Raw genomic sequence first — 22,005 nt, forward strand, 5'->3', positions numbered from 1 at the left:
TCCGAGCCCCAGCTCAACCCCTATACACAATGTGTATACCTCTGGGTGTAGAGTTCGGGCATGTCAATCGGACAGGTATTCCTCGGGCTGCTTGAGTCCCGGCCGAGTTACGGGTACGACCTCAAGCGCTCCTACGACGAGCGTTTCGGCCAGGACCGCCCCCTGCACTTCGGGCAGGTCTACTCCACGCTGTCCCGGCTGCTGAAGCACGGCCTCATCGAGGTCGACGGGGTCGAGCCGGGCGGTGGCCCGGAGCGTAAGCGCTACGCCATCACCGGCGCCGGCGTGACCGACGTCCAGCGGTGGCTCGCGCAGCCCGAGAAGCCCGAGCCGTACCTGCAGAGCACGCTGTACGCCAAGGTCGTGCTCGCCCTGCTCACCGAGCGCCCCGCGGCCGAGATCCTGGATACCCAACGGACCGAGCACCTGCGACTCATGCGCGAACTGACCCAGCGCAAGCTGGACGGCGACTTCACGGTCCAGCTCATCAGCGACCACGCGCTCTTCCACCTGGAGGCGGACCTGCGCTGGCTGGAGCTGACCTCGGCCCGGCTCGACCAGCTCGCGACGGTGGTCCGGTCATGACCGCTTCGGAACGGCCGTCCGGCGACGCGCTGCTGGCAGCCATCGACCTGCAGAAGTCGTTCGGGGCGACCGCCGCACTGGCTGGCGCCACGCTGCGGATCCGGCCCGGCGAGGTGGTCGCGGTGATGGGTCCGTCCGGGTCGGGCAAGTCGACGCTGCTGCACTGCCTGGCCGGCATCGTCCGGCCGGACGCCGGCAGGGTGGTGTACGCCGGCCGTGAGCTGTCCGCGCTGTCGGACAGTGAGCGCAGCGCGCTGCGCCGCAGCGAGTTCGGGTTCGTGTTCCAGTTCGGTCAGCTGGTACCGGAGCTGACCTGCCTGGAAAACGTCGCGCTGCCGCTGCGGCTGAGCGGGGTACGGCGCCGGGAGGCACAGCGCCGGGCGACCGGCTGGCTGGACCGGTTGGAGGTCACCGACGTGGCCGGCAAGCGGCCCGGTGAGGTGTCCGGCGGTCAGGGGCAGCGGGTCGCGGTGGCCCGTGCGCTGGTCACCGACCCCCGCGTCATCTTCGCCGACGAGCCCACCGGCGCGCTCGACTCGCTCAACGGCGAGCGGGTGATGCGACTGTTCACCAAGGCCGCGAAGAGCAGCGGTTCGGCCGTGGTACTGGTCACCCACGAACCGCGGGTGGCGGCGTACTCCGACCGAGAGGTGGTGGTCCGCGACGGCCGTACCCGGGCTGAGGAGATGGTGGCGTGACGCCCGGGGGAACGCAGCCGGAGCTGGGTTTTGGCGGAGGCGAGCACCCCCCACGTTTCCCCAGCCGGTGGACGCGCGACCTGACTCTCGGCGCTCGGCTCGCGTTCGCCGGCGGTCGCGAGGGCTGGCTGCGTACCGCGCTCACCGCGATCGGCATCGGGCTCGGCGTCGTGCTGCTGCTCGGCTGCGCCGCCGTGCCGAACATCCTGCGGGCGCACACCGGGAGGGTGGCCGCCCGGGCCGACGATTTCTCCTTCGCGACCACCGACCTTCCGCGCGGCGACGCGACGCTGCTGGTCGCCGACATCGACACCCGGTACCGGGAATGGAACATCCGCGGCCAGCTCCTCCAGCCGGAGGGTCCTCGGGCACCGCTACCTCCGGGGCTGTCCGCCCTGCCCGGCCCGGGGCAACTGGTCGTGTCGCCGGCCCTGGCCAGGCTGCTCGACTCGCCGGACGGCGCGCTGCTGCGTCCCCGGTTCGAGTACCCGGTCGTCGGCACGATCGGCGAAGCCGGCCTGCTCGGACCGAACGAGTATGCCTTCTATCTGGGCAGCGACCAGTTGGAGGAGGTTTCGAGGGGACCGATCGGCAGGCGGATCGACCACTTCGGGGCGGTCCACGCGAGCCAGCCGTTGAGCCCGATGCTGATCCTGCTGGTGCTCATCATCTTCGTAGTCCTGCTGCTGCCCGTCGTGGTGTTCGTCGCGACCGCCGTGCGCTTCGGGGGTGAGCACCGCGACCGCCGGCTGGCGGCGCTGCGGCTGGTCGGCGCGGACGGTGCGATGACCCGGCGGGTCGCGGCCGGCGAGGGGCTGCTCGGCGCGGCGCTCGGAGTCGGGCTGGGGATCGTGGGTTTCCTCGTCGCGCGCGAGTTCGCCGGGGTGGTCACCCTTTACGACCAGAGTGTGTACCCGGCGGATGTGCGCCCCAGCCTCGCGTTGGGCCTGCTCGTCGTACTCGCCGTTCCGGCCGTCGCGGTCGGCGTCAACCTGCTCGCCCTGCGCCGGGTCGTCATCGAACCGCTCGGGGTGGTCCGCCAGGCGGCGGGTACCCGGCGCCGGCTGTGGTGGCGGCTCACCCTCCCGGTGCTCGGCGTCGCCGCGCTGTACCCGCTGTCCCCGGGGACTGACCTGCGGGACGGCACGGTCGCGCAGATCCAGGTGACCACCGGCGCCATCCTGCTCCTGCTCGGCGTCGCGGCCCTGCTGCCGTGGCTCATCGAGGTGGTCGTCGCCCGGCTCGGTACCGGCTCCGTGCCCTGGCAACTCGCCATGCGCCGGCTGCAACTGGGCGGCGGCACCTCGGCCCGGGCTGTCGTCGGGGTGGCCGTCGCCGCGGCCGGCGCGGTCGCGCTGCAGATGCTGTTCGGTGCGGCGGCACGTGCGAACACGGTGTCGACCGGCCAGGATCCCAGCCGGATCCAGGTCGAGGTCAGCCTCATCGGGCAGGACAGCGCGCAGGAGGTGACGCTGCTGCACCGGCTGCTGGCCACGCCCGGGGTGACTTCCGGGTACGGCATGACGCACTTCAGCATCGTCGATCCCGCACAGCTCAAGCCGCACAGCCAAGGCAGCCAGCCGGGAATCTGGGACCTGACGGTCGCCGACTGTGCCTCGCTGCGCCAGATGCTCGTCATCGACGAGTGCGCCGACGGCGACGTGTTCCAGGCCAGTCCCACCGGCGCACCGGATCCCACGGATCCCCACCCCGGCGAGCGGGTCCTCATCGGCGACCCGGACCAGCCGAATGCTCCACATTGGACGATCCCGGCGACGGCCCGCGCGGTGCGGTCGGCGACCGATGCCAGCGGGTTGACTTACACCGGGCTGATGGCGACGCCCGGCGCCATCTCCGGATCGGCGCTTCCCCGGCCGGGGATCGTCGTCGACCTGCGGGCCGACGACGACGATCCGGACGCCATCGAACGCGTCCGCAACACGGCGGCGGGCGTCGACCCGCTGGCCGACGTCACGTCGCTGCGGGCGACCGCCGAGAACCACAACTTCGCGGTCATCCGGCGCGGGCTGGCGATCGGCGCGCTCGCCACTCTCCTGCTGGTCGGCGCGAGCCTGCTCGTCGGCACGCTGGAGCAGCTACGCGAGCGGCGGCGGCTGCTGGCGGTACTGGTCGCGTTCGGTACCAAGCGGACGACCCTGAGCCGTTCGGTGCTCTGGCAGACCGCGATCCCGGTCCTGCTCGCCATGGCGCTGGCCGTCCTGGCCGGCGTCGGACTGGGCGCCATCCTGCTCCGGATGGTGCACGAGCCGGTGCGGATGGACTGGTCCGGCATCGGTCTCATCACTGCGGCGGCGGGGCTGGTCGTGCTGCTGGTGACCGGGCTGAGCCTGCCGCTGCTGTACCGGTTGATGCGCCCGGACGGCCTGCGTACCGAGTGAACTCGGCAGACGGGTACCGGCACGGTCGGGTATCGTCTCGGCCATGGCGTGGTACGGCGCGAACCTCCGACGAGGGCGAACCCTGGCTCGTTCGCGAGCCTTCCCGTCCGCCTGAGCTGACCACCCACGTCTGATCGACGGCGGATCGAATCCGCCGTTCCCTTCGCATCCGCGCGATCGATCCGCTTCCGAAGCCCCGCAGGTGATCCGGGCGAGCCCCGGACCGGAGCCGATTGGTACGCGCTGATGAATCTGGAGAAGTTGTTGTCCGGCCGGCTCGGCCCGGCCTTCTCGGCGGTCGCCGGACAGGCCGCCGGGAAGACCGCTGGGCCGGCCGCCGGCAGTTCCGCTGAGCCGGCCGCCGGAGAGGCCGCCGAGCCGGCCGCTGACGATGCCGCCGAGCCGGCCGCACCGGACGGGCAAGCGATCCCGGTCGACCCCGCCGTCCGGCGCTCCCAACGCGCCGACTTCCAATCCGACGCCGCCCTGGCCCTGGCCCGCCGGCTCGGCCGCCCGCCCCGGGACATCGCCGCCGAGGTGCTCGGCCTGGCCGACCTCGGCGACCTGTGCCGGGCCGAAGTCTCCGGGCCCGGATTCATCAACCTCACCGTCGCCGACTCCGCGCTCGGCACCCTGCTGTCCGGCATGGCGGCCGGCGAGCGGCTCGGGGTGGTGCCGCCCGAGGTTTCCGAGACCGTGGTGGTCGACTACTCCGGCCCGAACGTCGCGAAGGAGATGCACGTCGGGCACCTGCGGTCGACGGTCATCGGGGATGCGACGGTACGGCTGCTGGAATGGCTCGGCCACCGCGTGGTGCGGGTGAATCACCTGGGCGACTGGGGTACCCCGTTCGGCATGCTCATCGAGCACCTGATCGACGTCGGCGAGTCCGAGGCGGCGCACGACCTGTCGGTCGGGGATCTGGACTCGTTCTACAGAGCCGCCCGGGTCGCCTTCGACGCCGACGAGGCGTTCGGTGAGCGCGCCCGGTCGCGGGTCGTCGCGTTGCAAAGCGGCGACGCGGACAGCCGGCGGCTGTGGCGACTGCTCGTCGAGGAGTCGGAGAAGTACTTCCTGGCCGTCTACGACCGGCTCGACGTGACGCTGACCGAGGCGGACTTCTACCCGGAGAGCTTCTACAACGACCTGCTCGGCCCGGTGGTCGACGAGCTGGACCGGTTGGGGTTGCTGACGACCAGCGCCGGAGCGGCGTGCGTGTTCCCGCACGGGTTCCCCGGCCGGGACGGCCGGCCGCTGCCCATCATCGTGCGCAAGAGCGATGGAGGGTACGGGTACGGGGCCACCGACCTGGCCGCGATCCGGCACCGTACCCAGACTCTCGGCGCCACCCGCCTGTTGTACGTCGTCGGCCTGCCGCAGCGGCAACACCTGGAGATGGTGCACCAGACCGCCCGGGAGGCCGGCTGGCTGTCACCACCGGCCCGGGCGCAACACGTCGGATTCGGCTCCGTGCTCGGTGCGGACGGCAGGATGCTGCGCAGCCGCGCCGGTACCAACGTCAAGCTCATCGAACTGCTCGACGAGGCCGTCGCCCGTGCCGCCGAACTGGCCCGGAGCAAGAGCCCGGACCTCGACGAGCGCACCATCGCCGAGGTGGCGCGGGCGGTCGGCATCGGAGCCGTCAAGTACGCCGACCTGTCCACGTACCGGGTCAAGGACTATGTCTTCGACTGGGACCGGATGCTGTCGCTGGACGGCAACACCTCCGCATACCTCCAGTACGCCCACGCCCGGATCCGGTCCATCTTCCGCCGGGCCGGGGCCGTGACTGCCCGCGGGGACATCACCGTCACCGAACCCGCCGAGCACGCCCTCGCCCTCGAACTGCTCGACTTCGGCGACGCCGTCGCCAGCACCGCGGAAACGCTGGAGTTCCACCGGCTCACCGGCCACCTGTACACGGTGGCCACGGCGTTCAGCGCGTTCTTCGAGCAGTGCCCGGTGCTGCGCGCCGGGGACGGGGTACGCGACAGCCGGCTGGCACTGTGCGACCTGACCGGCCGGGTACTGCGGCAGGGCCTGGCATTGCTGGGCATCGCCACCCCGGACCGCATGTAGCCGTCACCTACCGGTCTGGCTCGGCGCGTCGGGCGCCGCGCGACGAACGAGACCGGTCGCCCTCACAGCCAGCCGCGGTCGTCGGCGATGCGTACCGCCGCCATCCGGTTCTGCGCACCGGTCTTCGTGATGGCGGCCGAGAGGTAGTTGCGCACGGTTCCTTCGGACAGGTACAGCTTGGCGGCGATCTCGGCGACCGTGGCTCCGGAACGGGCTACGGTCAGCACGTCGCGTTCCCGTGCGGTCAGCGGGGAGTCGCCCGCGGCGAGCGTCGCCGCCGCGAGCGCGGGATCGACGACCCGCTCGCCGCGCATGACCCGACGGATAGCGTCCACCAGTGCTTCCGGGGGCGCGTCCTTGACGACGAAGCCGACCGCGCCGGATGTCATGGCCCGGCGCAGATAACCGGCACGGCCGAAGGTGGTGAGGATGACGACGCGACACTCGGGCAGCTGAGCGTTGAGCACCGCCGCCGCGGCCAGGCCGTCGAGGCCCGGCATCTCGATGTCGAGCAAAGCCACGTCGGGCCGGTGCGTGCGAGCCGCGTCGACCACCTTGTCGCCGCGGTCGACCGAAGCGACCACTTCGAAGTCGTCCTCGAGTTCGAGCAGCGCGGACAGTGCGCCGCGGATCAGGTCCTGGTCATCGGCGAGCAGCAGGCGGATCGTCATGCGGCAGTGTCCTTTGTGGTCTTCGATGTGGGTGCTTCGGATCGGTCGAGCGTGACGCGCAGGCTCCAGCCGCGTGGGCTGGCCGGGCCCGCCTTCACCGTGCCTCCGGCGGCGGCGACCCGTTCACGTAGTCCGGTCAGGCCGTTCCCGCTCGGGGCCGCCGCACCGGTACCGTCGTCGCGGATTTCCACCTCTGCCGCCGACAGGGTCACCGCGCACCGGGTGGCGCGGGCGTGGCGTACCACATTGGTGATGCCCTCCCGCACGATCCAGCCGAACAGTTCCTGGTGGCTCGCGGGGACCAGATCGGTGGCCGTCGGCAGGTCGGCCACGATGCCCGCCGCTCGCAGCAGTTCCCTGCCGCGGGCGAGCTCGCCCGCGAGGGTCACTTCGCGGTAGCCCGACACGGCGGCCCGCACGTCGGTGAGCGCCTGGCGGGCCAGCCCCTCCACGGCGGTGATTTCCTCGACCGCGCGCGGCGATCCGCTCTCGGAGAGGCGGCGGGCCAGGCCACTCTTGACGGTGATGACGGTCAACGAGTGGCCGAGCAGATCGTGCAGATCCCGCGAGATGCGGGCCCGTTCGGCCTCGGAGGCCAGGCGCGCGACCTCGGCACGGGCCTCCAGGAGGGCGCGGTTGTTGGCGGCGATGTCGGAGAACCCGACCACCGTGAGGCTGGTGAAGACGATCAGGATCGCCTCGGTCAGGCCGGGTCCGAGGTGCCAGGGCCGCACCGCCCAGGGAACCACGAGCGCCGCGAGCGTGCCGCCCGCGACGATCGGCGCGAGATGGCGGCGCGACACCATCGCGGCGAACGACACGATGACGACGGCGAGGAAGAACGCGTAGTCCCGGGCGATGGGTAGCTCGGCCGCGAACAGTACGACCATGACGCCGAACAGCGACCACATCCGGACCGACCGGCGCCTCCCGTAGGCGAGCGCGGTCAGGATGTAGCTCAGGCAGAAGGCGGCGACGATGACGTATCCGGCAATCGCCTCGACGCCGGTCGCGTACCGCGGGATGCCGGAGACCGTGACCGCCGGGTAGACGAGCATTCCGGCGGCGAGCACGATGCGGCGCCAGCCCCGGGCCCACCGCAGCGGGTCTTCGTGGAGCGAGTCTTCGTCCGGCATGACCACTCCTGATGTCTGTGTTTCCAACAAGTCTGGCTCGGCGCGTCTGGCGCCGCTCCGCGACCCAGACCAGTCGTCCGACCAGTTGCCTGGCTCTTCACGTCTGGCGCCGCGCCGCGACCCAGACCAGTCGTCCGCCGCGCCGTTGACGTTAACAACGGCGTGGCGGACGGGACGGGTCGGGATTTCCCAGTTCACGCGGTGGCGAATACGGAGCGCAGGTGCCGGCCGTTGACCACCGCGACCACACCGAGCAGCAGGAGCCCGCAGACCGCCTGTTCGGTCTTCATCCACAGTGGAAAGGTGCCGGGCAGGGCGATGATCACCGTGATCGCGGCGACCATGACCGCGGCGATGATGCGCAGCCGCCGGTAGGCGCCGCGGGATCCGCGGGCCGCACGGGTGGCGAAGGTGTACGTGAGCGCCGAGCTGACGGCCACGATGATGCCGCGGATCCAGACGGCGGAGTTGACCAGGGTGGTGTGGTCGCGGAGCAAGACGATGACCGCGACGGTCAGCACGCTGAGGAGCAGGTAGCCGCCGGTGAGCATCCGGATGGTCTGGAACGCCTTGCGGCCGCTGGGGTGCGTGAGGTTGGCGGCGGCTGCGGTTGCGGTGAGCTGTGTGTTTGTCATGTCCAATATGGTGGCCGGCGGCACCGGCACCCGGGCAGTGTGATCATTCCCCAGTCATCCATGACATTCGTCATGGATGGTCGACCGACACGTCGGGGGCGCGGGACGTGACCGTCCCGCGCCCCCGACCAGCACCCCCCAAGCTCAGTCGATACCGTCCGTGACTGTGCTCGCCTCCGCCAAACGGCGGCTCCGGCTGTGCTCAGTCGATGCCAACCAGCACCGGCTCCTCGACCTCCACCAGCGCCTCGGGCGCGTCGGCGGGGGCCGGACGGCGCAGCCCGGTGAGCGCCACCAGCAGGCCGAGCCCACCGATCAGCGACACCAGGACCAGGCCGGGCCGGAACGAGGCCAGCGTCTGGGCCGCGGACACCGGGCCGTGCTGGCTGTGCGCGGTGACCACCGCGGTGACCGCGGCGAGCACGATGGCGCCGCCGAGCTGGCCCGAGGTCTGCACGAGCCCACTGGCCAGGCCCTGCTCCTCGTCCACGATGCCGGACGTGGCCTGGATGTTCAGCGCCGAGAAGGCCAGCGCGAACCCGATGCCGATCAGCACGATGGTGGGGAGGATGGCCACCGCGTAGTGCGGCGTGATCTGCACCCGGAGGAACAGCAGGTACCCGGCCGTCAGAGCGACGAACCCGAGCGCGATCAGCCGCGGCGCTCCGAGCCGGCCGACCAGCGTGCCGGCCCACGGCGCGCTCAGCGCGACCAGCAGTCCGGTCGGCAGGAACGCCAGGGCCATGGTCAGTGGCGACCAGCCCAGCAGGGACTGCATGTAGAGCGTGCCGATGAACTGGAAACTGAAGTACGAGCCGAACATCGCCATCATGCCGAGGTTGGCGCGGACCAGCGACCCGCTGCGTAGGATGCCCAGCCGGACCAGCGGCTGCCGGGTGCGCCGCTCGACCGTCACGAACCCGACCGCCAGCACGGCGACCAGCACGAGCGAGCCGATGGTGCGGGCGCTGGCCCAGCCGACCGTCGACGCCTCGACCACCGTGTAGACCAGCAGCAGGGAGGCGACGGTGGACAGGGCGGCGCCGGCGAGGTCGTAGTGACCACGCTGCCGGGCCGAGTGGTCCGCGCGCGGGATCAGCGGGATGCCCGCCAGCAGCACGGCGAGCGCGACCGGTACCGGCAGCAGAAGCGCCCAGTGCCAACCGATCTGGGTCATCAGCCCACCGAGGATCAAACCGGACGAGAAGCCGCTCGCGCCGAACAGCGTGTAGATGGACAGGGCGCGGTTGCGGGCCGGCCCCTCGGGGAACGTCGTCGTGATGATCGACAGCCCGGCCGGAGCGGTGAACGCGGCGGCCGTGCCCTTCACGAAGCGGCTCGCGATGAGCAGCGCACCGTTGTCGACGACGCCGCTGAGCAGCGAGGCCGCCGCGAAGGCGGCGACCGCGATGAGGAACACCCGCCGCCGGCCGAGGAGGTCGGCGGACCGGCCGCCGAGCAGCAACAGGCCGCCGTATCCGAGCACGTAGCCGCTGAGGACCCATTGCAGCGCCGAGGTGGACAGGTGCAGATCGGCGCCGATCGAGGGCAGCGCGACGCCGATCATCGAGACGTCGAGCCCGTCGAGGAAGAGCGCGCCGCACAGGACGAACAGCGCCCCCCAGAGCCGGGGTGTCCAGACGCGTGGATCAGTTGATGCGGTAGCCATGGCGGCCAACTTACATGCAAGCGCATTGAATGCACAAGCATTAAATGCAGTTGCAAATTTTGTACCCGCATGTGGTAGAATCCTGCTCAATCTCGACGAGGAGGGGACTATGGCGCGGCGGACCATCAAGGCCGGACGAGCTGATGACTCCGCGCTCGTCGCCGATTGGCGCGACATCTCGGCGTGCTACAGCTCACTGCGCTGCGACCTCGACCGGGAGCTGGACGATCATCACGGCCTGGGGATGAGCGAGTTCGAGGTCCTCGACCGGTTGGTCGAAGCCCCGGCTGGTGAGTGCCGGATGCACACGCTGGGCGACGCGATGTATCTCAGCCAGAGCGCCCTGTCGCGGGTGGTGGCCCGGCTGGAGCGCGAGGGCCTCCTGGTTCGGGACATGTGTGCCGACGACCGCCGCAGTGTCCGGGTTCGGCTTACCGAGGCCGGCGCCGACCGGCACGAGAAGGCCCGACCCACGCAGCTCGCGGTGCTGGCCCGGCACTTGCGCGAGGAGCGGCAGCCGGCCGGCGACGGCCCAGCCTGATCCGCCCGGCCGACGGCCCAGCCTGATCCGCCCGGCCAGCCACGGCCCCACCTGATCCGCCCAGCCGGCGACGGTCCCCGCCTTCTCCCCCGGGCCAGCAGCCTCGCCGAAAATTCGTAACAGCACTTATATAAGTACTGTTACTGTGGGCCCGTGACAGCAGACGATGCCTCGGATCCGACAGCGCAGAGCCTGTGGCGACCACTGCGCCTGCTGCAGGCGAGGATGGACGTCGACATCGCCCGGATCTACGACGAGGCCCACATCGAAGGGCTGAAGCCCAGCTTCGTCATGGAACTCATCCGCCTGGACGCCCTCGGTCCGATGACCATTACCGAGCTGGCCGAATCCGTTCAGCGCACCCACTCCGCGATCAGCCAGAAGGTGGCCGCGATGCGCGGCGCCGGCCTGGTCCGCACGACGTCCGGCACCGATGCCCGCAGCAAGAAGGTCACGCTCACCGCCAAGGCACGCCGCATCGTCGACCGGTTGAAGGCCGAGTGGCGGGCCACCGAGGCCGCCATCGCCGACATCGAAGCGGAGATCCCGTACCCGCTGAGCCGGATCGTCGGCGACATCGAGGCGGCACTGCGACGCAAGAGCTTCCACGACCGGATCGCCGAAAAGCTGGCCGGGGACGCCGCATGGGAGTGAGGCATTCACTGATCGACCTGGGGCCGCTGCGCTCGTCGCCGCGGTTCCGGCGGCTGTGGATCGGCCGCGCGTTCTCCGGATTCGGCGGGCAGATGACGCTGGTCGCCGTCATGTTCCAGGTGTGGCAGCAGACGAGCAGCACAGTCTGGACCGGCCTGGTCGGCCTGGCACAGGCCGTGCCGCTCATCGTGTTCGGGCTCTTCGTCGGCTCCCTCATCGATCGCAGCGACCGGCGCAGGTTCTACCTGATCACCACCACCGGCCAGGCCGCGTGCTCGCTACTGCTGGCTGCACAGGGGTTCTCCGGGCACGTTCCGGCGCCCGGGGTGCTGCTGCTCCTCGCGGTGCAGTCCTGCTTCGTGGCCGGTGGCGGGCCGGTCTCCCGTACCTTCATCCCGCGGCTGCTGCCCAAGAATCAGCTGGCGGCCGGGCTGGCGCTCAACCGCATCTCCGGGCAGGCGGCGCTGCTGCTCGGGCCGGCGCTGGGCGGGCTGATGCTGGGCTGGCTCGGCGTCGGCGGCTGCTACCTGGCCGACGCCATCAGCTTCGGGCTCGCGTTCTACGGCGCGTTCGGGTTGCCGCCCATGCCGCCGGACGGTGAGTCGTCCCGGCCCGGCCTGAGGGGCGTCGCCGATGGTCTCGCGTTCCTGGGCCGTAACGCCACGGTACGCGGCGCGCTGCTCACCGACCTGGCCGTCACCGTACTGTCCATGTCGACCAGTCTCTTCCCGCTCATCAACGCCGAACGGTTCGGGAACGACCCGCGGACCCTCGGGCTGTTCCTGACCGCCATCGGATCCGGCGGCGTCATCGCGTCGCTCTTCTCCGGTACGTTCACCCGGCTGCCCCGCCCCGGCCTCGTCATGCTCTGCGGTTCGGCCACCTGGGGCGTCGCGATGGCGCTGTTCGGCGTCTCACCGAATCCGTGGGTCGGACTGGCCTTCCTCGCGCTCGCCGGCGCGGCGGACACCGTCGCCGTGGTCTCCCGCAGCACGGTCGTGCAGCTTCACACCCCGAACGCGCTCCTCGGCCGGGTCTTCGCCGCCGAACAGATCGTCGGACAGGCCGGTCCCGACATCGGCAACCTGCGCGGCGGCCTGATCGCCGGCGCCACCTCGGGAGCGGCGGCGTTGGTCAGCGGCGGCCTGCTCAGCGTCGCGGCTGTGTTGCTGATCGGCGCGACAACGCCGGCGTTCCGCAGGACCGCACCGGTCACCGGCGGCGACACCGCCGACGATCGGACGCCGGTCGCCTCGCAGCCAGCCCCCACAACCTGACCTCGGCCGCTGTGCGCGAGACCGAGGCCAGGTCGTCGGAGGTCAGGTCGTCGGAGGTCAGTAGATGGCCTGGTACTTCTGGAAGCCGGATCCCTCCAGGATCCGAGCGGAGAAGCTGCCCGCGCCGTTGCCCGGGTATTCCCACAGCTTGCCGGCACTGTCCCGGGCGACCAGGTCGTTGTTCCCGTCCAGGTTCAGATCCCCGATACCGATGATGGCGTTGTACCCGCCCCACCCCGGACCGATCTGCACCCGGGCACCCAGCCCGCCGTTACCGGTGCCGTTGTAGCGCCACATGACGCCGGACGCGTCCACGGCCAACAGGTCACCGATACCGTCACCGTTCAGATCCCCGGCACCGATCAAGCGACTGTAGATGTTCCACCCAGGGCCGGTCTCGACTCGGCTACCCACCGAACCCTTACCCGTACCGGGATACAACCACAGACGACCGGCACTGTCCCGCGCCAGCAGATCCGCCTTCCCATCCCGGTTCAGATCGCCGGGAGAGGTCAGCGTGTACCCACCCCACCCCGTACCGATCTTGATGCTCTTCACGATCTCTGTGTTGAAGTAGGTCTGGCCGAGGCCGAGGTACGCGTGCAGCACACCCGCCCCGTCACGCGCGAGGATGTCTGACAACCCGTCGCCGTCGAAGTCGCCGAACGGCACGATCGCATTGAACTGCCATGACCCCGAACCGAGCAGCCAGGTGTCGGTGAACCCGTTGTCGCGCAGAGCACCGTCCGATGTGCCCTCGTACCAGTGGGACTCGCCCTGCCAGTTTCCCATGACGCCGAGCAGCGCGGGCGAGCCGTTACAGCCGTAGCTACGGAACGGCATCTGTCCACAGTAGACGCTGAAGCTTCCGGTGCCGGCCGGCTGCGGGGCGCTGCCACCCGCCGGCACAACCGTCAGGTGCCAGGTGTAGGCGCCGGAAATCGCCTTCGCACCCGAGGAGAGCAGACCGGTCCAGTAAGCTCGGATGCTGGTTCGTGCCGGGCCGTCCGACGTGGTGAACACGGTCTGGTCACCGATGTCGCGGGTGATGCTCAGAGTCCACGACGCGACCGGACGGGTGACTGCGTAATAAACCTGGAAGTCTGGGTAGGTGGAGCCCGGATAGACCAGTTGCGGGACGTACATGTCGGCAAGGTCGGTCGGCGACGGTGGCACTCCGGTGTCCACCACGTGCACCGCACCGTCCGCGGCGACGTACGCGACATCGCCGCCGTACTTGTCCACGGTCCAGTCGATGTTCCGGTCATCGGCGACCGGGCCCGCCGGCAGAGACGCCAACTTCACCGGCGTCGGCGGCGCGAACCTCGGCTCCGTACCCGGCAGGCGCCGACCCAACTGCCCGGTGTGGAAGTCGAACATCTCCAACGAGCCCGCATCACCGTCATGCCAGACCAGGTAACCGTCGCCCAGCATCGCGGGGCCGGCGAGATGCGGCAACGAAACGGCGGTGTCGTACTGGAGATTGACCAACCCGGCCGCCCCCGACGCGCACGACCAGTACAACCAACGGGCACTGGCCTGCACCTCGCTTGGCACACACGACGCGCCGGTCGAGACCGTCTGCGTGGTCTTGCCCGTGGGCAGGTCAATCGCCGCGAGCTGGCCGGGGGTCGTGGTCGCCGTCCACAGCGTCGAATACCACAACGCCGCCCCGGTAACCGGCCCCGACCGCACCACAGAGCCGTAGCCGGGCTCGACGACATACTGGGTCGCCGGCGACGTGGCGTCCACGATGGCGTAGTTGGTGGAAGCGTCGACCAGAGTGCCGCCGGTGGCCGGCAGCGTCATGTGCACAGTGCCCGTATAGAGGTCGATGCTCCCCGCGGTGGACGTGCTGACGTATGCGACGCCGTACGTGTTGCCATCGACCATGCTGACGCAGCGGACACCCGTAGCGCAGGTGACCGCCTGGTCCGACAGCGTTCCCCCGTTCTCCGACGGAGCGGTCTCCCCGCTGTCCGGTGCCACGAGCAAGTGGTTCTGTAGCACGAAATGTGGGCCTCCACTGGGCAGCAGTCCGCTCTGCGCGTGCCGCAACAGCCCGTGGTCGAGGGTCAGGCCGGCGTTGGTCAGCGGATCGCGCAGCGGCAGCGCGTGATCCGTCAGGGACCCGCCGCTGGCCGCCGAGAACCGGTGCACAGCCCAGTCGGAGATCCCCGAGCCCCCGATCACCAGGACCGAACCGTCAGATGCCTGTGCCATCACCCCCTGGGTCGGGTACGGCACTGCTGGCACTAGCGTGCTGCCGCCACCTCCGGAGAGCGGGAAGTCCCGCGCGGGGGTCTCGGCGTTGGCCTGGACGGCAGACGCTATGAGGTGGTCTCCCGTGAGCCCGATGTGGAAGGTGGCCGCGCCGGACAGCACGACGTCCTGCGACGTCGTGTCGGTACCGGTGGTCAGCCCGCTGATAGAGAACACGTGCACCGTGCCGGCACCGGATGGGGCGCAGGCGACATGGTCACCCGAAACCAGGAACTGAGTAACGGAAGACTGGGGGACCGGGATGCTCGTCGCCACCCCGCTCGTCAAGCTCAGTAGCGAGTAGTACCCAACGCCGTTCGAGGCGTATCTGACCACCGCCCAAGGGGCGCCGCCGGAGGTTGTCGGCGGGCTGACGGAGATCGACGCATCGGCCGGAAGCCCAGTAACCGGCTTTACCGTGAACGTGCCGTCCGCGGCGAAAGTCCACAATTGTATTGCCGTCACTGCCGAGTTCTGTACAGCGGTTACCAGGGCCGTTGATCCATATACCGCGTTGACCTGGTACCCCGCCGGCACCGCCCACTGTTGCCAGCTCTGGTTCGCGAGGTCGACAACGCTGACTGTGCCTGTCGGCGCCGGATGGGAGGCGACCTGTCCCTTGATGACGATGGCGTCGCCGCCGGCCGGCCGGATCGCGTTGTCACCAACCTTGGCGAGGTCGCTCACCACGGTCGTGGCACCAGTGTCGTAACGCGTCCAGAGGAAGTCGGTGGAGCCATCGTGATGATGCAGGAAGCCAGTGGCTCCGGCGACCACGATGCTGTCCTGCGGGTGGTTGGCCTGGCCGAGCGGCGCGACGACCGCGACCTCGGCCGGAGGCTTGCTCGCCGGAGGCGCCTGCGGGCCGGTCCCGGCGACCGGGTCGGCGACGGCGGGGCTGGCCGCTGTCAGCGCGACGAACGCCGTCATAACGGCAATGGCATATCTGGACGAATGGCGGCGTAGAACCACGAGAGTCTCCCCCGAAAGCCGGACCGCCGGTGCGCGCGCCCACTTGATCATCGCGCCCGGGCAGCGGCAGCGTATCAGCCAGCCGAGCGCGACGAATGGACCGAAGGGATGGCGCCAAGCCGTCCTACCGGCCACACTCGACGGCTCCAGACCCGCGAAGCAATAAGATTTCGGGATCCGGGCGAATCTGTCCAGTGTTGCGCCGCCCCGAGGGACTCGAACCTATTGAGGGCGTGGCTTCGCCTTCAGCCGACGGCGAAGGTCAGGAACCGGCCGTTGGCTGACGCGAGCGGGATGGGTTGCGCCGTCTGAAACTCGACCAGGTTCGCGCCGGGGTTGCCGTTGTTGATCGACCCGTTGGTGAAGGCACTGACCGCGTGGTTGGCATCGCCCAGTCCGTTGAGTTGCTGCCCGCTGTATCTCCCAATTCGCCCGTGATGTGACGGCTGGTGGCATAGCGACTACACATCGTAGATAGGCGGAATTGGGGAACAACCTCCGTCAGTACTGTCCGGCTGGCCGCCGAGCGTCCCACTCCGGCGTGCCGGAACAGCTACCGGGACCGGGAGAGGCCAGTCCTGACGATTCTTCAACTAAGCCTTCGACCTCTGCCGTCACCTCATACGCGATAGTCGTCCTCGTCGGGGCTCACCGCATGCCGGTGGTCCGGGACGTCGACCGGAGCAGCCTCGAACGGGGTCCGCAACTGCCGCATCACCTCGTCGTCGACCCACGGCCGAGGTTGGACAGCGACGTCAGGGTCCAGCCCGTCCAAGAACGGACTGCCAACATCGGATCCGCTGGCGTTCATCAGGCAACACTCCCGTACCTCGGAACGGAATCAGAACCAGTGTCGGAGGATACGAGACAGGACCGACACTTCTACCGACGCGGGTTTATCCCCTCGGACTGGATCAGCGTCGCGGAGGCAGCTCGCCTGGCGTTCCGGCGTCGCGCGGACACCCGGGTTCCCACCGAGCCTGCGATTGCAGCCGACCACTGTCAGGGACCAACTGCCAGGACCAGGGCAAACTGAAGAGCAGGATCCCGGGCTGCGGGAATCCGTCCCGCCGGCCGGAACGACTCAAGGCCGCGACCCGCATCTCTGCTGATCACGGCCTTGAACTCTGGCGCGCCCGGAGGGACTCGAACCCCCAACCTTCTGATCCGTAGTCAGATGCTCTATCCGTTGAGCTACGGGCGCCAGAACCTGAACCAGTGTACATACCGCGTTTTGCGCGGAGGCTCCGGGATTCGAACCCGGGAGGGGCTTTAAGACCCCAACCGCATTAGCAGTGCGGCGCCATAGACCAGACTAGGCGAAGCCTCCCGGACGGCCCAGTGGACCGCCGCCGGTCGAGGATACAGGGCAGCCACCTCTGCGAGCAAAGCAGAACCGCGACCGATTGGTCCGGCAGGACGCGAGCAGGGCCCGCGAAGGCTACGCTCGGGGCGCATGGAGGACGACAGCAGGACACCGCGGCGCGGAAACCCGCCCAGGGATCCGGCGGCGAAGCGTCCCGACCAGCCCCGGAGTGCCGAACGATCCAGGTCTCCGGAGCGGCCGAGAACCCCGGACCGGCCGCAGACCCCGGACCGGCCGCAGCCAGCCGAGCGGCCCAGGCCCCCGGCGGCCCTGTTCATGGAGCCGGTGATCCCACCCCGACCACCGGCACCCGAGCGGGACGAGAGCGCACCGGCCGGCGAGCCCGCGCCCCCGGCCACCACGCCGGCTGCCACGGCAGCCCCGACCAACGCGCCGGCTGCCGCCGCGCGAGCTGCCATGGCGGCCCCGGCCACCGAGCGCGCCCCGACCGAGCAAGCCGCCACCGAGCGGGCGGCCACCGAGCCCACCTCCCCGGCCGCGGAGGCAGCCCGGGTGGCTCCGACCCGCGGCGGCATCCCCGGCCAGCGCTCCGGACCCCGGCGCACCCGCGCGGCCGAACCCGGCACGGGCGCCGCGGACGCCGACGAGCCGGAGGACACCACGGGCGCCGACGAGCCGGGGGTCGTCGCCGCGGATACCGATGAGCCGGAGGTCGCCACGGACGTCGAGGCCCAGGCGAGCGGCGCCGCCGGCCGGGCAACCCCGGCCAAGAAGGTGCCGAGCAAGGCGCCGAGGAAGGCACCGGCGAAGAAGGCGCTTGCGAAGAAGCTCCCGTCCCGCAAGGCCGCCGCCCGGAAGGCCGCCCCGGCGGAGCCCACGGACCTCCCGCCCGCCGACCAGGCACCCACGGACCTGCCACCCACGGACCAGGCACCCACGGACCTCCCGCCCGCCGACCTGCCGCCTGCGGATGTGGCGCCCGCGCCCGCCGAGACCACCTCCCCGGGCGCCGCCCAGCCCGCGAGCCCGCCGCAGCCCGACCAGCCCGCGAGCCCGCCGCAACCCGACCAGGCCGCGAGCCCGCCGAAGCCCGGACAGGCCGCGAGCCAGACGGCGCCCGGACAGGCCGCCGGGCCCGCGCCGGCCGGCCCTCCGGAACTCACCCTCTGGGATCGGCTCCGGAGCGACCCGGCCCACGTGCCCGAGGTACTTGCCCTCGCCGCCGTCGAGCGGCTCGGCCCGGAGGCGGCCCGGTACACCGGATGGGTCCGGGCCACCTATCCCGGTGCCACCGACGACCGGCTCGCCCAGGCCGCCGGCCGGCGCTTCGCCGCACAGGCCAGGTCGGCGGCGCTCGCCGGGATGATCGCCCCGGAGATCGGGCAGCTCGTCGCCCTCGTCACCCTCGGCTGGCTCCAGGCCCGGCTGGTACTGCACATCGCCGCCGCGTACGGGCGGGATCCGTCCGCCCCCGAGCGCGCCGCTGAGCTGCTGGTTCTGCTACGGGTACACGACGATCTCGCGACGGCGCGCGACGCACTGGCGACCGCCCGGGACAACGGCGTACCCCTGCGCCGGCCGGCCCACCGGCTGCTGTCCGGTGGGGCGCGCGGCGCCGGCCGTCGGCTGGCGGCCCGGCTCATCCCCGGTGCCGGCGTGCTCATCGACCTGCTCGTGAACGACGCCTCGATCGAGGCCGTGACTCGGCGCGCGATCAGCTACTACCGGACTCCGCCGGCCCCGGTGTCCGGGGCACCGGCTGGCACGGCGGAGGGAGCCCCGGTGTCCGGGGCACCGGCCGGAACGGCGGAGGAAGCCCCGGTGTCCGAGGCACCCGCCGGCACGGCGGCGGGAGCCCCGCTCTCCGGGCCACCCGCCGACACGGCGGCGGGGACATAGGCCCCGACCGGTCAAGCGGGCGAACGAGTCGACCCGCACGAGACGGGCCCCGGCCGCCGTGGCGGCAGCCGGGGCCCGTCCGGTGTGACGTGGCTACGGGTTGACCGAGACGATCGTGCCGCCCAGGCCGCTGGTCCCGTCGCTGTACTCGACGAGACCCAGGTAGTGCCGGCCGGCTGTCAGCCCGGTCCAGCTCGCCGTCACCGTCGCCGCCTTGCCGAGCGTCACCGACTGGCTGGCCGGGCTCACCGCGAAGTTACCCGCGTTGGCCCCGGTGACCACCCAGCTGTGCAGCTGCGTGTCGACCGGACCCGTGACCGGGCTGGCGAACAGGTCCACGAACACCGCGTACCTGCCGGGGGCGGTAAACGTCATCGTCTCGTCGGCTGTACTGCCGGAACTCTGGCCCACTTGCGCAACCAAGTTGCCCGACGCATCCTCCGAGTACGCGTACAGGTCGATGTCCGTACCCGCGGCGTAGTCCGACGCCAAGGTCGAGAACCTGGCCAGCTTGGTTCCCGCCGGAACGGTGAGGTCGACCCGCGCGGTCCGGCCCGACGCCGCCGGGTTGGCCGGGTTGAACGGGGTACTCGGGTCGAGCGACAGCGCGTTGTGAGCGACCTGGTCGGCGACCAGCCCGGAAGCCGTCGCCTTCAGGGTGCCGGTGTAGCCGGCCTGCGTGCTGATCGCGGTCGAACCGCTGGTCCCGGTGCCGGAGATCGCGGGCGGGGCGGACAGCGCGGTCGACTGCACCGCGATCGGGCTGTAGACCTTGTGGCCCTCAAGGTCCCGCCAGGTCAGCGAGCCGAACGAGTACGAGCCGAGGGCGGCGCTGGTCCGGGTGACGCTCACCGTGAAGCTCGCGGACCTTCCCGGCCCGATGAGCAGGAGCGGCGGGTTCACCGAGACCTTGTACCCGCTCGGCGCCTTCACGTCGGCCAGGTACAGGCCCCACCGGTTGGTCACGTTCGTGACCGTGCGGCTGACCGAGCCCTTGCCGGCCAGGGCACCGAACGCGATCGACGGGTAGTTGAGCTGGTTCGGCGCGATCGATCCGGTCTGGTCGCACACGTCCGAGCCGTCGCTCAGCTGCAGGTGCACCCCGATGCCGCAGGTGTACTGGAGCCACTGGGTGGGCGTGGAGTCGTACACCAGGCCGGGGTTGAAGGTGGCCGCCGGTACGACCTCACCGGAGCCGTAGTCGAGCGGGTTGCCGTTGCCGTTCTGGCCCTGGATCGGCTTGCCCTTGTTGTCGACCGTGGTCGCGGTCGTCATGATGGCCGACTTGACCCAGGTCGGGGACCAGTTCGGGTGCTTGCTCAGGATCAGCGCGGCGATGCCGGCGATGTGCGGAGCCGCCATGGAGGTCCCGGACTCGGTGTCGTACAGGTTGCCGTTGTGGTTGAGCGGTGAGACCGCCGCCACCACGTCGTTGCCGGGTGCCATGACGTCCGGCTTGAGCAGGTCGCCGCCGCTGGACACCGAGGGTCCCCGGCTGGAGAAGGATGCCGTGGCCGGCGCCTCGACCTTCACCTTGGTCCCGGCGGACAGCGACGCGGTCGCGCCGGGTGTCGCCGCGTACGCCTTGATGGCCGTGCCGGCCGGGGTGTCGACGTGGATGCTCGGCACGAAGTGGAAGTCGGCGTTGAGCGAGTTCGGCGACGGGTTCCACTGGATCATGCCGACGCCGCCGGCCTGCTGTACCGCCTTGCTCTTGTCCGTACGCGCGTTGACGCCGCGCTGGCAGAGCACGATGTGCCCGGTTACCTTCGCCGGGTCGAGGGAGCCGACGACGCACAGCGTGGCGTCGCTGGCCGAGTGGCCGGCCAGGGCCGCGGTCGCCGAGTCGATCAGCGGCGAGCTGGGCACCGCCGCGCCCACGCCGACGCCGCTGTAGCTGGCGCCGTTGCCGAGGGTCACGGTCTTCGTGTAGTTCACGTCGTGGGTACCGGCGGCGACCGTCGCCTCCCACGGCATCGCGTTGTCGACGGTGCTCGGGCCTGGACCGGCGTTGCCGGCGGCGGCCGAGACGAACACGCCCGCCGCGGCGGCGTTCAGGAACGCCAACTCCTCCGGGCCGAACCCGTCGACGTTGTCGCCGATCGAGAAGTTGATGACGTCCGCGCCGTCGCTGACCGCCGCGTCGACGGCGGCGACGATGTCGACGCTGCTGCCCGACGCCGTGGTGCCGTCGGCCGCCTCGTAGAGCACCTTGTAGATGGCCAGCCGGGCGCCGGGAGCGACACCCTCGACATCATCGACCGGGGTACCCGTGACGACGACGTTGTTCACGTGCTCACCGGCCGCCGTGCTGGCGGTGTGCGAGCCGTGGCCGTCGAAGTCGCGCGGCGACTTGAACTCGCCCGGGTTGGCCTCGGAGTTGCCGGCGGCGTCGAAGTATCGCGCACCGATCACCTTGCTGTTGCACGTGACCGGGTGGTCGGCGCCGGCCTGGCAGGTGCCGTGCCACTTGGCGGCGATGATGGCATCGTCCCGCCGCGGCTCCGGCAAGGGCTTGAAGCTCGGGCTCTCTGGCCAGAAGCCGGTGTCGATGTCGGCGATGATGACGCCGTCACCGGCGTCGCGGTCGCCGCCGAACTGCTTGTCCCACACGCCGTTCTTGCCGGTCAGACCGATGAAGGACGGCGTGACCGGAGTGTCGATGGTGAGCGTCGAGTTCTTGAACACGGCCAGCACGCCGGGCGCCGTGCGCAGCTTCTGCGCCTGGCCCGCGGTCAGGCTGACCGCGACACCGTTGAAGGCGGTGCTGTACTGGTACACCGCTTTCTTCGTGTCCACGCCGTTGGACCGCAGGACGTCGGTCTGCTTGGCCCTGAGGTGGTCGCCGTACGCCTTCGCCCGCGTGCTGTGCGCGTCGAGCCGCTGGCCCGCCGCGGGTTTCGTCGCGGCGTAGCCCTGGACGCCGCCGTCGTACGACGCGAGCGGCGCGCCCGCCATTTCCACGATGTAGAGCGCCGTCGGGCCCGCGGCACTCGCGGGTGCCGCCTGGGCGCTGCCGATTGTGGTGAGGGTGAGCGCGATTGTCGCCGCGCCGCACATAGCGATAGTCGCCGAACGTCGCCGTCCGGCCAGCCGTGATAGCAACACTGGGTACGAACCTCCGTGCCATCTCACGCGGGCGCCGGGGAAAGGCCCACGGTTGTGGGCAGCCTAGGGCCTGTTACGACTGCTGAGAAGCAC

The 22,005-nt window shown here is 70.6% G+C and carries 15 protein-coding genes and 2 tRNA genes; 8 read left to right on the top strand and 9 right to left on the bottom strand.

The features are described 5' to 3' along the window. Nucleotides 1-60: 60 nt before the first annotated feature. The 4 genes from Raf01_RS06155 (at nt 61) to argS (ending at nt 5,761) form a co-directional block, all read left to right on the top strand. Nucleotides 61-585 carry a PadR family transcriptional regulator gene (locus Raf01_RS06155; RefSeq protein ID WP_203916744.1) on the top strand — a complete coding sequence of 175 codons (525 nt, stop codon included), beginning with the start codon at nt 61-63 and terminating at the stop codon, nt 583-585. Then, on the top strand, nt 582-1,283 hold the full coding sequence (locus Raf01_RS06160) for an ABC transporter ATP-binding protein (RefSeq protein ID WP_203916745.1): 702 nt from the start codon (nt 582-584) through the stop codon (nt 1,281-1,283). Before Raf01_RS06155 ends, Raf01_RS06160 begins: the two co-directional genes overlap by 4 nt. After that, nucleotides 1,280-3,682 carry an ABC transporter permease gene (locus Raf01_RS06165; protein WP_203916746.1) on the top strand — a complete coding sequence of 801 codons (2,403 nt, stop codon included), beginning with the start codon at nt 1,280-1,282 and terminating at the stop codon, nt 3,680-3,682. The genes Raf01_RS06160 and Raf01_RS06165 overlap by 4 nt, the downstream gene beginning before the upstream one ends. Before the next feature lie 246 nt (nt 3,683-3,928). After that, nucleotides 3,929-5,761 (top strand): arginine--tRNA ligase, encoded by a 1,833-nt coding sequence (gene argS, locus Raf01_RS06170; RefSeq protein WP_203916747.1) that lies wholly within the window; start codon nt 3,929-3,931, stop codon nt 5,759-5,761. A 62-nt stretch (nt 5,762-5,823) separates the two neighbouring features. Here argS and Raf01_RS06175 read toward each other — a convergent pair whose 3' ends face one another. From Raf01_RS06175 to Raf01_RS06190, 4 genes are all read right to left on the bottom strand, one after another. After that, nucleotides 5,824-6,432: a response regulator transcription factor gene (locus Raf01_RS06175; RefSeq protein ID WP_203916748.1), complete on the bottom strand. Its 609-nt coding sequence runs from the start codon at nt 6,430-6,432 to the stop codon at nt 5,824-5,826. Then, the gene (locus tag Raf01_RS06180; RefSeq protein ID WP_203916749.1) at nt 6,429-7,568 is read right to left on the bottom strand and encodes a sensor histidine kinase; all 1,140 of its coding nucleotides are present in this window, start codon (nt 7,566-7,568) and stop codon (nt 6,429-6,431) included. The genes Raf01_RS06175 and Raf01_RS06180 overlap by 4 nt, the downstream gene beginning before the upstream one ends. A 194-nt stretch (nt 7,569-7,762) precedes the next feature. Beyond that, nucleotides 7,763-8,203: a hypothetical protein gene (locus Raf01_RS06185; protein WP_239133413.1), complete on the bottom strand. Its 441-nt coding sequence runs from the start codon at nt 8,201-8,203 to the stop codon at nt 7,763-7,765. 202 nt (nt 8,204-8,405) lie between these two features. After that, entirely contained in the window at nt 8,406-9,872 is a 1,467-nt protein-coding gene (locus Raf01_RS06190) for an MFS transporter (RefSeq protein WP_203916750.1), read from the bottom strand. A gap of 109 nt (nt 9,873-9,981) precedes the next feature. Between Raf01_RS06190 and Raf01_RS06195 the strand changes: the two genes are divergently transcribed. From Raf01_RS06195 to Raf01_RS06205, 3 genes are all read left to right on the top strand, one after another. After that, the gene (locus tag Raf01_RS06195) at nt 9,982-10,413 is read left to right on the top strand and encodes a MarR family winged helix-turn-helix transcriptional regulator (RefSeq protein ID WP_203916751.1); all 432 of its coding nucleotides are present in this window, start codon (nt 9,982-9,984) and stop codon (nt 10,411-10,413) included. A gap of 153 nt (nt 10,414-10,566) precedes the next feature. Beyond that, entirely contained in the window at nt 10,567-11,067 is a 501-nt protein-coding gene (locus Raf01_RS06200; RefSeq protein WP_239133414.1) for a MarR family winged helix-turn-helix transcriptional regulator, read from the top strand. Then, nucleotides 11,058-12,344 (top strand): MFS transporter, encoded by a 1,287-nt coding sequence (locus Raf01_RS06205; RefSeq protein WP_203916752.1) that lies wholly within the window; start codon nt 11,058-11,060, stop codon nt 12,342-12,344. Before Raf01_RS06200 ends, Raf01_RS06205 begins: the two co-directional genes overlap by 10 nt. A 57-nt stretch (nt 12,345-12,401) precedes the next feature. On the opposite strand, the gene Raf01_RS06210 is transcribed toward Raf01_RS06205, so the two are convergent. From Raf01_RS06210 to Raf01_RS06225, 4 genes are all read right to left on the bottom strand, one after another. Beyond that, nucleotides 12,402-15,536: an FG-GAP repeat domain-containing protein gene (locus Raf01_RS06210; protein WP_203916753.1), complete on the bottom strand. Its 3,135-nt coding sequence runs from the start codon at nt 15,534-15,536 to the stop codon at nt 12,402-12,404. A gap of 661 nt (nt 15,537-16,197) precedes the next feature. Further along, nucleotides 16,198-16,389, bottom strand: a complete 192-nt coding sequence (locus Raf01_RS06215) for a hypothetical protein (RefSeq protein ID WP_203916754.1) — start codon at nt 16,387-16,389, stop codon at nt 16,198-16,200. Nucleotides 16,390-16,706: 317 nt separating this feature from the next. Continuing rightward, nucleotides 16,707-16,782 (bottom strand) — tRNA-Arg (locus Raf01_RS06220). Between the two features lie 35 nt (nt 16,783-16,817). Further along, nucleotides 16,818-16,908, bottom strand: a tRNA-Ser gene (locus Raf01_RS06225). A 321-nt stretch (nt 16,909-17,229) separates the two neighbouring features. Between Raf01_RS06225 and Raf01_RS06230 the strand changes: the two genes are divergently transcribed. Continuing rightward, complete coding sequence (locus Raf01_RS06230; protein WP_203916755.1) at nt 17,230-18,804, top strand: hypothetical protein; 1,575 nt, start codon at nt 17,230-17,232, stop codon at nt 18,802-18,804. A 93-nt stretch (nt 18,805-18,897) separates the two neighbouring features. Here the strand turns inward: Raf01_RS06230 and Raf01_RS06235 are convergent, their stop codons facing one another. Continuing rightward, nucleotides 18,898-21,864 (bottom strand): S8 family serine peptidase, encoded by a 2,967-nt coding sequence (locus tag Raf01_RS06235; protein ID WP_203916756.1) that lies wholly within the window; start codon nt 21,862-21,864, stop codon nt 18,898-18,900. Between the last annotated feature and the right edge of the window lie 141 nt (nt 21,865-22,005).

Source organism: Rugosimonospora africana (assembly GCF_016862975.1).
GTDB lineage: Bacteria > Actinomycetota > Actinomycetes > Mycobacteriales > Micromonosporaceae > Rugosimonospora > Rugosimonospora africana.